This is a genomic window from Oleidesulfovibrio alaskensis DSM 16109, from assembly GCF_000482745.1.
Taxonomy (GTDB): Bacteria; Desulfobacterota; Desulfovibrionia; order Desulfovibrionales; family Desulfovibrionaceae; genus Oleidesulfovibrio; species Oleidesulfovibrio alaskensis.
Window position 1 is genome coordinate 260,985 of the sequence record NZ_AXWQ01000005.1, and the last position, 12,826, is coordinate 273,810.

Genomic DNA, 12,826 nt, shown 5'->3' on the forward strand with positions numbered 1-12,826 from the left:
ACACGTTTTTCCCGCAGCTTACGCAGCAAGACAGGAAAAACACGCCGGTCGCCCGTTCCGGCCAAAAAACAAGCATAAATCGTGCCAGATGCCCGCAAGTGCAGCACCGAAAGGGATTGGCGACAGACACGCTTTGCCTTATGGTACAGACAAAACACGGAGGAACCGTAATGAGCACACATGCCGAAACCCGCGCCATAACCGCGGCGGACATACGGGCGGCAAAAAACACAAGACGTCTGGCCATGCTGACGGCATACGACTACCCCACGGCATCCATTGCCGATGAAGGCGGCATGGACATGCTGCTGGTAGGCGATTCGCTGGCCATGGTGGTGCTGGGGCATGAGGACACGCTGTCCGTGACGCTGGACGAGATGATCCACCACTGCCGGGCCGTTACGCGGGGCGCCTCACGCGCGCTGGTGGTGGGCGACCTGCCCTTTATGACCTATGAACAGGGGCCGGATCAGGCCATGCACAGCGCGGCGCGACTGTTCCGCGAAGGCGGTGTGCGCGCTGTAAAGCTGGAAGGGGGCAAAGAAGTCGCTCCGCAGGTGGAGGCTCTTGTGAAGGCGGGGATTCCCGTCATGGGGCACATCGGGCTTACTCCGCAGCGTGTAGCGGCGCTGGGCGGCTTTAAAGTGCAGGGGCGTTCGGCTGCCGCCGCCCGCAGTCTGGCGGAAGATGCGCGCATACTGGAAGATGCGGGCTGTTTTGCACTGGTACTGGAAGCCATACCCGCCCCTGTGGCCGCGCACATTACCCGCACGTCAGGCATTCCCACCATCGGCATAGGGGCCGGAGCGCAGTGCGACGGACAGGTGCTGGTGGTGCACGATATGCTGGGCCTGTTCGACCGCTTTACCCCGAAGTTTGTGAAACGCTATGCAGAGCTGCGCGGGCATGCCGTAAAAGCCGTGCAGCAGTATGGTGATGAAGTGCGTCAGGGAGAATTTCCCGCGGCGCAGCACTCCTTCGGCATGCCGGAAGACGAACAGCGCCGCTGGGAAGAAAATGTCAGCGGCGCGGACGACTGATGCTCATCCCCCGAGGCGGCGGAGCATCCAGTCCCTGCAGCAGCAGGCAGGACGAGGGAATAATCCGCACAAAGCGTTCCTCGTTCACACGTTCACGAAAGCAGGTTACCTGATGCCGCAAAAGCACGTGCAGCGCACCGGAGTCTCTGCTGGAATCGAGCAGAAAAAGCGAATCGCCCAGCAGACGGTCGGCGGCTGTCCAGTGGCGTACCACAGGGGCATCCTGCCCGGGCACATAGCGCATGAACCGCAGCAGCATTGTTCTTCTGGCACCCGCGGCAAGCCAGTCTGCAGCCATGCTCCAGAAATCGCTTTCTCCGGCCGGCTCATCGGCAAAAGCGCTCTGCACATGCAGCGGGAAAAGACCGGCCCCGTACCATTCCAGCATATCATGCACTATGCCGGTGTAGTCAGTGGCGGCGGTAACCGCCGCGGTAAAAACCTCGTCGTCCTGTGCAAGCCTGAGGAGCGTGTCATGAAACATGCGTCTGGCCTGAAACGCGGTAAGCGCGTGCGTGCGGCAAAAAGCATTGACCACCGCATACAGCGCGCAGAAATTATCCAGTGCTCCCTGATGGAAAGCCGTTCCCATGACGCCCGCCTTGTTATACTCTGTCCGCCTGACATCGCTGCGACGCCCTGCGCGGCACAGTATGTTCCGGATTTTGCTTTACAACAAGGGCCACTAAGTTTACAACCAGAACAACAACTATATGCGGATACATTGATATGCAGATAATCACATCTCCCGAAGAGCTTCAGCGGCTTTGCCTTGACTGGCGCTGCGGCGGTGTCAAAACCGCGCTGGTTCCGACCATGGGTTACTACCATGCAGGGCACGAAAGCCTTATGGCCTATGCCCGCGAACGTGCGGACAAGGTTGTGGTGAGCCTTTTTGTCAACCCCGCGCAGTTTGCTCCCGGAGAAGATCTGGCAGCCTACCCCCGCGACCTTTCCGGCGATGCCGAGGTTGCCCAGCGGGCCGGTGCCGATGTGCTGTTCACCCCGCAGCCGGAAGCCATGTACCCGCAGGGATTCGACACATGGGTGGAAATTCCCGGACTGTCTTCCGGCCTGTGCGGCGCCGACCGTCCCGGTCATTTCCGCGGGGTGTGCACCGTGGTCATGAAGCTGATGCTGCTCACCCTGCCCCGTCTTGCCGTTTTCGGCGAAAAAGACTGGCAGCAGCTGGCAGTGCTCAGACGCATGGCAAAAGACATGCATCTGCCCGTAACCATAGACGGTTGCCCCATTGTACGCGAAACCGACGGTCTGGCCATGAGTTCACGCAATGTGTATCTGACTCCGGAAGAGCGCAGACAGGCACCTGCCCTGTATCAGGGGCTGATCCGTGCACGCGACATGGTTGCCGGCGGAGAGCGCGACACGGCCGTTCTGCGGGCTGCGGTTAAAGAATACTGGAAGCAGCACCTGCCGGAAGGCAGGGAAGATTATCTGGAAATTGTTCACCCCGACACGCTGCAGCCGCTGGAACGAGTGGGGGGCATGGCCACATGCGCAGCCGCCGTACGTCTGGGCAGAGCACGCCTGATTGACAATCTGGCTCTGATATGAACGGCAGGCACGGATAATGACCGCTCAGGATTCTTCAGGCGGCTTTATGGCGTCGCTGCGCCGGTTCATCAAGGCAAACCTGTTTGCCGGCATACTGGTGCTTACCCCGCTGGTGGCGACTTTTCTCACACTGCGGGTGGCAGTGCGCTGGGTGGACAAACTGCTGCTGCTCCTGCCGCCGCAGTACCGTCCGGAGGCTTTTCTGCCTTTTGCCGTGCCGGGGCTGGGGTTTCTGCTGCTGATCGTGGTGCTGCTGGTCACAGGGCTGCTTGTGCGCAATTTTCTGGGGCGCCGCCTTGTAGATCTGGGCGACGCCATTCTGGCACGCATACCGCTGGTCAGCTCGCTGTACTCCGGTATCAAGCAGCTGGTGGAAACCATATTCACCTCTTCGCGCGATTTTCAGCGGGTGGTGCTGATAGAATATCCCCGCAAGGGGCTGTACACCATGGCATTTGTCACAGGCGTTGCCGTGGGTGAAATTCAAAGCAAAACAGCCAGCAAAGTGCTGAACGTGTTTGTGCCCACCACCCCGAACCCCACTTCGGGCTTTTACCTCATGGTGCCCGAAGCGGATGTCATTCCGTTGGAAATGAATGTGGAAGATGCATTCAAACTGCTTATTTCCGGCGGAATTCTGAGTGCAGAGCACGAAAAGTCGAAAAACAGAAAAAAGAAAACAGCCATCAAGGCGAAGAACACATCCCAGGAGGAAACGCATGATCCCTTATAAGGGTAAATACCACTTCACTTCCGAATCGGTTACCGAAGGCCATCCCGACAAAGTCGCTGACCAGATTTCCGACGCCGTGCTTGATGTGCTGCTCGAACAGGATCCTGATTCGCGCGTGGCCTGTGAGACCATGGTCACCACCGGCATGGCCATCATCGCCGGCGAAATAACCACCAGAGGCTATGCCGACCTGCCGCAGGTGGTGCGGGATACCATCAAAGAAATCGGATACAATAACTCCTCCATGGGATTTGACTGGCAGACATGCGCCGTGCTGTCTTCCATAGACAAACAGTCTCCTGACATTGCTCAGGGCGTTGACCGCCAGGACCCCGAAAATCAGGGCGCCGGTGACCAGGGCATGATGTTCGGTTTTGCCTGCGACGAAACCCCCACGCTGATGCCCGCCCCCATATTCTGGGCACACCAGCTTTCGCAAAAGCTTACCGCTGTGCGCAAAGACGGCACCGTGGATTTTCTGCGCCCCGACGGCAAAACACAGGTGTCCTTTGAATACGTTGACGGCCGCCCGGTACGCATCAACAATGTGGTTGTTTCCACACAGCATGCGGAACAGGCCAGCCAGACAGACATCATAGACGCCATCAGAACCCACGTCATACGTCCCGTTCTGGAACCTTCCGGCTTCTTCAACGAAAAAGACTGCGAAATTTTCATCAACACCACCGGCCGTTTTGTTATCGGCGGCCCCATGGGTGACTGCGGTCTTACCGGCCGTAAAATCATTCAGGACACTTACGGCGGCATGGGCAGCCACGGCGGCGGCGCATTCTCCGGCAAAGACCCCTCCAAAGTGGACCGCTCCGGCGCATACATGGGTCGCTACATTGCCAAAAACGTTGTGGCAGCCGGACTTGCTCCCAAATGCGAAGTACAGATCGCGTACTGCATCGGCGTGGCCGATCCTGTTTCCGTACTGTGCACCTCTCTGGGCAGCAGCGACATTTCCGACGAGGTGCTCACTCAGGCCGTGCGCGATGTGTTCGACCTGCGCCCGTACCATATCTCCAAACGACTTGACCTGCGCCGGCCGATCTATAAAAAATCAGCCTGCTACGGACACTTCGGTCGCGAGATTCCCGAATTTTCGTGGGAACGCACCGACGCTGTGGACGATCTGCGTGCAGCGGCCCGCCGCTAGCCCTATCCCGCCCGTCAGCTTATTCCGGCCGGAGCTTCTTGCTCCGGCTTTTTTTTAGGCCCGTATCCGGACACCACAAACAAAAGGCGCATCCGCCACATGGCGGATGCGCCTGAAAAGAGCCTTTCCGGCAATATGCGGTTACAGCGGAATAATAAGAGTACGGTCGGCCACCAGTTTGCCCACACGGTACAGATACACCACATATGCAAGACCAAACGTGATGACAGCCAGTATGATCCATAAAATAAGATGACCAAGCTGACTGCCGAGATCAAGGTCGCACTGCAGCCTGCCGACTCTGCGCCCGCCGGAAACAACATATGTCCGGCTGACAACAAACCGCGCCAGTGCATAGGGGTAGATAAATGCTCCTATACCCAGAGTAAGCACGGAAATAATGATCCACAGCACAGCATGTCCGATGCATTCGGCCATGCTCAGGTCGCAGTCAAAACGCCCGTTGAACATCAGAACTCCTTACGTTTCAGGCAGGTGATCGGCACACATCCACAGGACGCACAGCCGCATGCGCCCCGGCGTCATGCCGTGACGTTTGCCGTCCTGTTACCATAACTTTTCCAGAAACGGTAGAGTTCATCCACATTTTGTGAGGTCAGCAGCGGCATGGCAGCACTCAGCATATCCTGCGGCCACTCCCACCACGCCATTTCAAGCAGCATGGCCACATTTTTCTCATCAAACCGGACACGCAGCTGTCTGGCGGGCATGCCGGCCACCACGGCATACGGAGGCACATCAGAAGTGACCACGGCACGCGAAGCAATGACAGCCCCGTGCCCGATACGCACTCCCGGCATGATCATGGCTTCGGCTCCTATCCACACATCGCTGCCCACCACCGTATCTCCGGCCGGCCTGTAGCCGTCACGGGCACCGGAAAATTCGGCATTGCCTGCGTAGTAGAAGGGAAAAGTGCTTATCCAGTCGGTACGGTGCCCCTGATTGCCCGCCATGACAAAGCTGGCGCCCGTTCCGATGGAGCAGAAGCTGCCTATGATCAGCCTGTCCACGGTATCCGGTTGCGGCATAAGATAGCGGACACAGTCTTCAAACGGGTGGTTGTGGTAATACCCGGAATAATAACTGTAACGGCCGACTGTTATGTTCGGATTGCTTACCTGCTCATGCAGGGGAATGCCCTTGAACGGACTGGTGAAGATGCTGTCTTTAGTCATAATGTCCACAGCGTTATACCATACTGCGGGCAAAAGCTAGATACCGAAATAAGAAGTGATCAGCGCACGCGCACGCGAAGTAAGCGACGGCAGGTCGGGTTTTGATACCTGATCATCAGCGCCGACGGCCTCGCCTTTGTGCCGCAGCGCTTCAGTTATCAGCGAAGAAAACAGCATTACCGGCAGCTGTTTGAGCACAGGGTCATCCTTGATGCGCCTTGTCAGGTTGTGGCCGTCCATTTCCGGCATTTCAATGTCGGATACCACAAGCACCACAAAATCGCTCAGCGGGCGTCCCTGTTCCTGCGATTCCTTTTTCCAGGCTTCCAGCTGCTTCCACGCTTCCAGTCCGCTGCTGGTGGCCGTCACGTCAAAACCGGCTTTTTTCAACGTCGCACCTATCATGTTGCGGATCGAAGAAGAATCGTCCGCAATAAGCGTTTTCAGATTATCACCGGAAACACTCTCTTCGATGCGTTCTGCGTGGGCTTTCAAATCAAGATGCGGATTCATTGAAGCAACAATGCGCTCCATGTCCAGCAGAAAGACGATGCGATCTTCAAAACGCACAACGCCTGTTATGGATTCATTGCTGAACCGGTGCAGGTACGCATCCGGAGCTTCGATCTGACTCCAGCTGAGACGGTGAATGCTGGTAACCGAAGACACCAGAAAAGCCGTGATAGTGCCGCTGAATTCCGAAACAATGACTTTGGCTCCGGGGGAATCCAGACTGCCCTTTTCCAGCCACCGGGCAAGGTCGATGAGCGGCAGCACCCTGCCCCGCAGCGAAAAAGTACCCAAAGCCGCAGGATGATGCGTACCCGGCAGACCCACCACATCAGGACGCCGTATAATTTCAAGCACCTTTGCCACGTTCATGGCATAGTGGCCTTTATACAGAGTGCCCTCCGCATCCTGCTCTTCTATGATAAACTCAATTATTTCTAACTCGTTTGTGCCCGATTCCAAAAGGATGTTGCTCTGTGACATAAGTCACCCCCTATCTTCATACTATGCACGGGGAAGAAGGGAGTTACAAGCCCCGCCGCGTTATTCCTTTCACACTATCAAAACATTGCGCCGGACCAGGCTTCGCGCAGGGCGTGCGGGGAGGCACGGAAAGGATTGGGCGCCACCGGCGGCACGGACAAAGCTGCCGTCTGACTGAAAGGCGTGCCTGCAAGGTGCCTGTTGTAGGCATGATACATAAGAGGCTCCAGCGTCAGCACATCTTCGGCATTGTAGGCCAGCAGGGTTTCAAGAACACGCTCGTCGCCTGTTCTGCGGAAAAGATTCCACAACAGCACGGCCATGTACCCGTCCACGCCCTCCAGTTCGCCTCTGTCAAACCCAAGGCAGTGCTCGATATGCTTCAGGCCGCCCCCCAGTCCGAGCGCTCTGAATACATAACGCAGATCCACGTGCCCCGCTGTCATGCGCATATCAAGCGCCCGCTCCAGAAAAGGCACATCAAAGCATTTACCGTTGAACGTTATCAAAAGGTCATAGGCAGCCATGTCTTCTGCAAAATCATGCAGATTGCGCCCGTGCACATATGTACGCACCTGCCGCCCGTCGTACAGGGCGATGGTGGTCACATGTGCCGACGGCCACGACAATCCCGTTGTTTCAATGTCCACGTAGGCGGCATTGCAGCGGAACGGATCAAAAAGGCGCCACTGCATATTGGCGGGCAGACTGCCCCCGAACCACGCAGCGTCGGCGGATTCCAGCCGGGCAAGCGATTCTTCGGCACCGCGGCGCAGCCGGTCGCCGTTTTTTCCCAGCAGCTTCTGCGGCGCATCCAGCGCATCTTCCCAGGTCAGCACACCCTTGTCCCACAGGCTGCGTTCAGTGCCTGCACCGACTCCCGGCAGATGACAGAACGTATTTTTAAGCATCAGACACCGGCCTTGCGGGCAGACGCACGCGCTGCCGTTTTTTTTCCCTGCACCCCTTTGCGCGGGCAGAAATCAAACATTTCACACTCATGGCACAACGGTTTGCGGGCATCGCACACATGCCGCCCGAACCACACCATGCGGTGGTTCACGTCGCCCCACTCCGCACGGGGAAAAAGGGGCATCAGGTCTTTTTCAACCACAACCGGATTATCCGATGCGGTGAACCCCATGCGGAAGGCTATACGCTTCACATGCGTGTCCACCGCCAGCCCCTCGTTAATGCCGTATCCGCCCCAAAGCACAATGTTAGCCGTTTTGCGGGCCAGCCCGGGCAGCGCCGTCAGCTCATCCATGGTACGCGGAACCTGCCCGCCGTGCAGGCGGGTTACCATATCTGCCGCGGCTATGAGATTTTTTGCCTTGTTGCGGTAAAAACCGGTGGAATGCACAACTTCTTCCACCTCTCCCTGCAATGCCTGCGCAAGCTCGGCAGGGCCCGGCCAACGCCGGAAAAGCCCGGGGGTGACTTTATTCACCCTTTCGTCCGTGCATTGTGCGGCAAGCACAGTAGCCACCAGCAGTTCCCACGGGGTACGCGCATCAAGATGTGTGGCAGGAGCCGGATACCTTTTTTTCAGCAGCGCCAGAAAAGCCGCCGCACGTTCTTTCTTTTTCATTTACATGACCACCTGAGGATGAAAATCATACTGTGCAAAGCATACGGGCATACAATATCCCCGAAAAGAATCCGCGGCACAGGGCTTTGCACCCCGAAATTATTGCCGTTACCGCAGCTTTGCTGTACATAAGCTGTCGCGCGACGCACCACACCGTAACTCCGGAGGACACCATGGCAAAAATACTGTACATGACCGCCCCCGATGAACAGGAAGCACGGCGCATAGGCCGGATTCTTGTAGAACGCAGACTTGCAGCCTGTGTCAACATTCTCGGACGGATCGAGTCCATTTTCCGGTGGGACGGCCAAGTGCAGAATGAAAGCGAAGTCGCTTTCATCGCCAAGACATCGGACGACAGAGTCGAAGATGCTCTTGCCGCCGTGGCGGAACTGCACGGCTACGATGTGCCGTGTGCTGTCGCACTTGCCGTTTCAGAAGGGCTTCCCCCTTTTCTCAACTGGATAGACAACGAAGTACGAAAGGAGCGTTGAGCACATGTCCATTTTTATTTCCGGATCGCTCGCATACGATCGGATAATGAACTTCCCCGGCAAATTCAGCGATCATATTCTGCCGGATAAAATCCATATTCTCAACGTCTGCTTTCTTATCGACAGGCTGGAAGAAAAACGCGGCGGCACGGCGGGCAACATTGCATACTCACTGGCTCTGCTGGGCGAAAAGCCGACCATACTTGCCACTGTGGGCAAAGACTTTGACCGCTACGAAGAAGTGCTGACCGGTCTGGGACTGCCGCAGGACGGCATCCGGAAAATGGACGACCAGTTCACCGCCGGAGCCTACATTACCACCGACCAGAGCGACAACCAGATCACCGGATTCAACCCCGCAGCCATGAGCCACCCTTGCGGGTACCAGTTTAACGGCGTCACCCCCGAAAACGATCTTGCCATCGTCTCTCCCGGAAACCTGCAGGATATGGTGGAACTGCCGCGTAAATTCCGCAGCATGGGCATGCGCTATATTTTCGACCCCGGCCAGCAGATCACTGCGCTTACCGGTGACAGCATGCTGGAATGCATCAACGGTGCACACATGCTGGTAAGCAACGACTACGAACTGGAAATGATAATGAAAGCCACCGGCCGCACCAAAGCCGAACTGCTGACCATGACCGATTACATCATCACCACCCTCGGTGAGAACGGTTCGCGCATAGACAACGGCGAACCTGTCATGGTGGGCATTGCCAGACCGCGGCAGGTGCTTGACCCCACAGGCGCAGGCGACGCATTCCGCGCCGGTCTGCTCAAGGGTCTAACCGACGGGCTGGATGTGGCCGGAGCCGCAAAAATAGGCGCCACTTGTGCCAGCTTCTGCGTAGAGCATTACGGCACACAGGAGCACACCTTCACCCCTGAAGAGTTCAAGGCCCGCCATCAGGCGGCATTCGGGGCGTAACAGACCGTCTTGCATAAAAAAAGAGGCTGCCGCGTATGACGTGGCAGCCTCTTTTTTTATGGCGGTTGCGCGGCAGTACCCCTGCGGCGTCACTGATGGTCCGCATGCTTTCTGCTGCCGGAATACAACTCGTATTCCAGCAGGCGGCATTCTATTTTGGCACTGTGAAAAGGAATGCGGCGCGAAGTGCGCAGTCCCACGTTACCGGCCAGTTTCATGTTGCCGGTAAAAACATACCCCGTGTATCCGCCGCAGCGCTGTTTGAAAAAATCACCCACGGCCCGGTAGACACCCTCCAGCTGAGCAGCATCTCCGAGACGGGCGCCGTACTCCGGATTCATGATGATCACATCGCGCCCTTCAGACGGCTGAGGAATGTCGGTCTGCGTAAAATCACAGACGCCGAACTCGATAAAACCGGCAACACCGGCCCGTACCGCGTTTTCCTGCGAAGCCTTTACCGCCTCGGGCACAATGTCGGTTGCAATGACCCGCCCCGGTATCTCTCCTGTTTCCTGCGCTTCCGCCCTGTCAAGCAGGGCGTCCCATATCTCCGGTTTATAACCGGGCAGATGCATGAAGCAGAAAGAATCACGCAGCAGCCCCGGTGCGGAGTTCATGGCCATGAGCACGGCTTCCACAGCCAGAGTACCCGAACCGCACATGGGGTTGATCAGATGCCCACCGCCCGGCCAGCCGGCAGCCATCAGAACAGCGGCCGCCAGAGTTTCCTGCATGGGGGCCTTCCACGGATTTTTTCTGTACCCCCTGCGTGAAAGCGGCTCGCCGGAGGTATCGACATACAGCCGGCACCAGTCATCATGCCAGTGCAGAAACAGCACTACCCCCGTCTGCAGCGGTCCCGAATCGGGGCGTCTGCCCGTACGGCTCCGTATCCTGTCCACCACCGCATCCTTCAGCCGCTGATTGGCAAAACGGCTGTCACGTATTGTGGGGTTGTCAACGGAAGACGCTATGCTCACGTACCCTTCAGGGGCGATAAACAGTTCCCAGTGAATGCGCGAAGCCGCCCTGTACAGCGCATCGGCATCACGGGCACGAAACGCGGCTACCTGATACAGCACCCTGTTGGCCGTGCGCAGGTGCAGGTTCATCCGCATGCAGTCATTCAGGTCGGCCTGCACCTCCACACCGGCGGGCAGTTCATTGCGGGGCGTAAAACCCAGCGCCTTCAGTTCCGTCGCCAGCAAGGCCGAAGCCGCCAGCGGACACGTTACAAGCACAGTGCTTTTATGTGAAAAATCAGCCATCAGCTGCAAAATTCCTTACGTATTGCTCCGTCACGCCACGCTCGCGGCAAGCGCTGCGGCCTTGCGCAGCAGGTCCTGCTTCAATGCGGCATAGTCGTGACGGCGCATGGTTTCAAATTCATCTTTTGTATAGCGCATCTGCAATTTATACATATTGGCAGAGGCATTCCCCTGCGCTTCGGGCTGCTGCAGCGCCGCCTTGCCGCTGCGTTTCATATGACGCACGGCAAGATGCCCCTGATAGACCGGCAGTCGGCCCTGCAATACCTGCCGCAGGTCATGCTCCAGATCGTCATACTGTGAAGGGGAGTAACGCAGGTCAAATCCGCCGCCGGAGCGCAGGGCATCCAGCAGAAAAAGATGGCAGCATCCGGTCACCGTGGCACAGGGCCGCATGTAGGTGAACTGCCCGAAATCCATATCCTGATGCTGCAGCATGGAAACCGCAAAGCGGCGCTCACCTTCGGCAGCCACCTGTTCGGCCGACTGCGGCTGCGGAGCGTCGAGATGCATATCCACCGACTGTATCAGCGCGGGGTTGGCATGGTCCACCACTCTGCACCCCCACGCGGCTGCATGGGGATAGCGCTGCATGGCCGCGCCCATGCGCCCCAGCCAGTCGGCGGGCAGTTCAACGTCGTCGTCGCAGTAAGCCACCCAGCGGCAGCCGTCAAGTTCCGTAAGATGCATAAGCCAGTTGCGGGCTGCAGGGGCCCCCACATTGCAGGGCAAGGTGACAGTCAGCAATCCGTCGCCAAGGTGTTCCTTCCAGCGGGCAAGCACCCCGGGTGTTGCATCGGAAGAACCGTTGTCCAGCACGATAATGCGCGCATCATCCAGCCGCGAAGCGGCAAGGCTGCCCAGCGTGATGTCAAGACAGGCTGCCTTGTTGTATGAATAAAGCAGCACAGCCCCCCTGCCTTCGGGCATCCGGCATGCCGTATGGGTTCCGTCAGCCACGTCAGACAGGCGCAGCAGCAGATTGCTGTCCCAGCCGCGCAGCGCAAAGGCCGTCTGCCACAGCCGCAGTGCGGTATCGTCGCGGCCGCAGCGGTACAGGGCCTCTGCGGCGCGGGTCAGGTGTTCCGTCATTCCGGCGGAATGCGGCCAGACGGACTCATAAAGCGCCGCAGCCTGCTCCGCATCACCCCGCATCAGGTGCATGTCGGCAAGCAGCCGCGTACGCACCGGCAAAGGCAGGGAAGTTGCTCCGGCAATGACGGCTTCCACGCGGCCGGTGTCGCCTTCGTAACCGGCCAGCGCAAGCCGCTGCTGCAGCCAGTAGGCGTTATCCGGCTCCCGTGCGGTCTGCTTTTCAAGAAACCCCATGGTCAGGGCTGTGTCACGCTTCTGAAGCAGACGCTGATAATACCGCTGATCCTGCGGTACGCTCCACCCCTGCCGCATGTGCTGTGCAACACTGCGCACAGAATCCGGCAAAAAAGGCTGCATGTCGTCAAGAGCAAGCAACTGCGCGGCGGTGCCACCGTCCAGCGGATCCGCGTCCCATGCCGCACAGATAAGGCTTCTGCCGGTTTCAAGCAGCATGCCGCCCACTCCGGCCCTGCCGGCCTTCTGCGCTTCCATGGCCTTCTGCAGGGCCATATCTGCCAGATAAAGCCGGTGCATCTTGCCGGTGCCGCCTTTGGCAAGCTCATTCATCATGTCCGTGCCGCCGGCCGCTTCCATGGCATTCCAGTCAAAAAGCACAGTGCCTCCTTTTCTCCAGACCGGAGTTGACATACTATACAAAGGGTTACAAGATGATCAGATACAGTGCGCACGTCTTTTGCGCAATCATTTTAGCCGCGCGGTGCAGCCCCGTCCACCGTGTTAC

Annotated in this window: 14 protein-coding genes; 6 read left to right on the top strand and 8 right to left on the bottom strand. The window is 58.0% G+C overall.

Features of this window, described 5'->3' with window-relative positions:
• Nucleotides 1–170: 170 nt before the first annotated feature.
• The gene (gene panB / locus H586_RS0103995) at nucleotides 171–1,040 is read left to right on the top strand and encodes a 3-methyl-2-oxobutanoate hydroxymethyltransferase (RefSeq protein ID WP_011367465.1); all 870 of its coding nucleotides are present in this window, start codon (nucleotides 171–173) and stop codon (nucleotides 1,038–1,040) included.
• Here the strand turns inward: panB and H586_RS18085 are convergent.
• On the bottom strand, nucleotides 1,021–1,632 hold the full coding sequence (locus H586_RS18085; RefSeq protein WP_011367464.1) for a hypothetical protein: 612 nt from the start codon (nucleotides 1,630–1,632) through the stop codon (nucleotides 1,021–1,023). The genes panB and H586_RS18085 overlap by 20 nt on opposite strands.
• Nucleotides 1,633–1,769: 137 nt before the next feature.
• Here H586_RS18085 and panC point away from each other — a divergent pair, with 137 nt between their 5' ends.
• Genes panC through metK form a run of 3 tightly spaced genes read left to right on the top strand, consistent with a single transcriptional unit; the run spans nucleotide 1,770 to nucleotide 4,510 of the window.
• Entirely contained in the window at nucleotides 1,770–2,615 is an 846-nt protein-coding gene (gene panC / locus H586_RS0104005; protein WP_011367463.1) for a pantoate--beta-alanine ligase, read from the top strand.
• A 16-nt stretch (nucleotides 2,616–2,631) separates the two neighbouring features.
• The gene (locus H586_RS0104010) at nucleotides 2,632–3,348 is read left to right on the top strand and encodes a DUF502 domain-containing protein (RefSeq protein ID WP_027181412.1); all 717 of its coding nucleotides are present in this window, start codon (nucleotides 2,632–2,634) and stop codon (nucleotides 3,346–3,348) included.
• Nucleotides 3,335–4,510 carry a methionine adenosyltransferase gene (gene metK, locus H586_RS0104015; protein ID WP_011367461.1) on the top strand — a complete coding sequence of 392 codons (1,176 nt, stop codon included), beginning with the start codon at nucleotides 3,335–3,337 and terminating at the stop codon, nucleotides 4,508–4,510. Before H586_RS0104010 ends, metK begins: the two co-directional genes overlap by 14 nt.
• Nucleotides 4,511–4,651: 141 nt before the next feature.
• Here metK and H586_RS0104020 read toward each other — a convergent pair whose 3' ends face one another.
• From H586_RS0104020 to nth, 5 genes are all read right to left on the bottom strand, one after another.
• On the bottom strand, nucleotides 4,652–4,981 hold the full coding sequence (locus tag H586_RS0104020; RefSeq protein WP_011367460.1) for a DUF6693 family protein: 330 nt from the start codon (nucleotides 4,979–4,981) through the stop codon (nucleotides 4,652–4,654).
• A gap of 71 nt (nucleotides 4,982–5,052) precedes the next feature.
• On the bottom strand, nucleotides 5,053–5,709 hold the full coding sequence (gene catB / locus H586_RS0104025) for a type B chloramphenicol O-acetyltransferase (protein ID WP_027181413.1): 657 nt from the start codon (nucleotides 5,707–5,709) through the stop codon (nucleotides 5,053–5,055).
• 36 nt (nucleotides 5,710–5,745) lie between these two features.
• Nucleotides 5,746–6,702 carry a chemotaxis protein gene (locus H586_RS0104030; protein WP_027181414.1) on the bottom strand — a complete coding sequence of 319 codons (957 nt, stop codon included), beginning with the start codon at nucleotides 6,700–6,702 and terminating at the stop codon, nucleotides 5,746–5,748.
• 77 nt (nucleotides 6,703–6,779) lie between these two features.
• Nucleotides 6,780–7,613 (bottom strand): ribonuclease H-like domain-containing protein, encoded by an 834-nt coding sequence (locus H586_RS0104035; RefSeq protein WP_027181415.1) that lies wholly within the window; start codon nucleotides 7,611–7,613, stop codon nucleotides 6,780–6,782.
• A complete protein-coding gene (gene nth / locus H586_RS0104040; RefSeq protein WP_011367456.1) occupies nucleotides 7,613–8,293 on the bottom strand; it encodes an endonuclease III in 681 nt (226 codons plus the stop codon). Before nth ends, H586_RS0104035 begins: the two co-directional genes overlap by 1 nt.
• Nucleotides 8,294–8,466: 173 nt before the next feature.
• Here nth and cutA point away from each other — a divergent pair, with 173 nt between their 5' ends.
• Nucleotides 8,467–8,787: a divalent-cation tolerance protein CutA gene (gene cutA / locus H586_RS0104045; protein ID WP_011367455.1), complete on the top strand. Its 321-nt coding sequence runs from the start codon at nucleotides 8,467–8,469 to the stop codon at nucleotides 8,785–8,787.
• A 4-nt stretch (nucleotides 8,788–8,791) separates the two neighbouring features.
• Nucleotides 8,792–9,718: a carbohydrate kinase family protein gene (locus tag H586_RS0104050; protein WP_011367454.1), complete on the top strand. Its 927-nt coding sequence runs from the start codon at nucleotides 8,792–8,794 to the stop codon at nucleotides 9,716–9,718.
• 89 nt (nucleotides 9,719–9,807) lie between these two features.
• Here the strand turns inward: H586_RS0104050 and H586_RS0104055 are convergent, their stop codons facing one another.
• Complete coding sequence (locus H586_RS0104055) at nucleotides 9,808–10,989, bottom strand: THUMP domain-containing class I SAM-dependent RNA methyltransferase (RefSeq protein WP_011367453.1); 1,182 nt, start codon at nucleotides 10,987–10,989, stop codon at nucleotides 9,808–9,810.
• 30 nt (nucleotides 10,990–11,019) lie between these two features.
• Nucleotides 11,020–12,699, bottom strand: coding sequence for a glycosyltransferase family 2 protein (locus H586_RS0104060; RefSeq protein WP_051363851.1), 1,680 nt, complete (start codon nucleotides 12,697–12,699; stop codon nucleotides 11,020–11,022).
• Nucleotides 12,700–12,826: the final 127 nt, after the last annotated feature.

Excerpts from the sequence above, each read along its gene's own strand:
- catB (WP_027181413.1), bottom strand. The coding sequence starts at position 5,709 with ATGACTAAAGACAGCATCTTCACCAGTCCGTTCAAGGGCATTCCCCTG.
- cutA (WP_011367455.1), top strand. The coding sequence starts at position 8,467 with ATGGCAAAAATACTGTACATGACCGCCCCCGATGAACAGGAAGCACGG.
- H586_RS0104035 (WP_027181415.1), bottom strand. The coding sequence starts at position 7,613 with ATGCTTAAAAATACGTTCTGTCATCTGCCGGGAGTCGGTGCAGGCACT.
- panC (WP_011367463.1), top strand. The coding sequence starts at position 1,770 with ATGCAGATAATCACATCTCCCGAAGAGCTTCAGCGGCTTTGCCTTGAC.
- panB (WP_011367465.1), top strand. The coding sequence starts at position 171 with ATGAGCACACATGCCGAAACCCGCGCCATAACCGCGGCGGACATACGG.
- nth (WP_011367456.1), bottom strand. The coding sequence starts at position 8,293 with ATGAAAAAGAAAGAACGTGCGGCGGCTTTTCTGGCGCTGCTGAAAAAA.
- H586_RS0104050 (WP_011367454.1), top strand. The coding sequence starts at position 8,792 with ATGTCCATTTTTATTTCCGGATCGCTCGCATACGATCGGATAATGAAC.
- H586_RS0104030 (WP_027181414.1), bottom strand. The coding sequence starts at position 6,702 with ATGTCACAGAGCAACATCCTTTTGGAATCGGGCACAAACGAGTTAGAA.
- H586_RS0104010 (WP_027181412.1), top strand. The coding sequence starts at position 2,632 with ATGACCGCTCAGGATTCTTCAGGCGGCTTTATGGCGTCGCTGCGCCGG.
- metK (WP_011367461.1), top strand. The coding sequence starts at position 3,335 with ATGATCCCTTATAAGGGTAAATACCACTTCACTTCCGAATCGGTTACC.
- H586_RS0104055 (WP_011367453.1), bottom strand. The coding sequence starts at position 10,989 with ATGGCTGATTTTTCACATAAAAGCACTGTGCTTGTAACGTGTCCGCTG.
- H586_RS18085 (WP_011367464.1), bottom strand. The coding sequence starts at position 1,632 with ATGGGAACGGCTTTCCATCAGGGAGCACTGGATAATTTCTGCGCGCTG.
- H586_RS0104020 (WP_011367460.1), bottom strand. The coding sequence starts at position 4,981 with ATGTTCAACGGGCGTTTTGACTGCGACCTGAGCATGGCCGAATGCATC.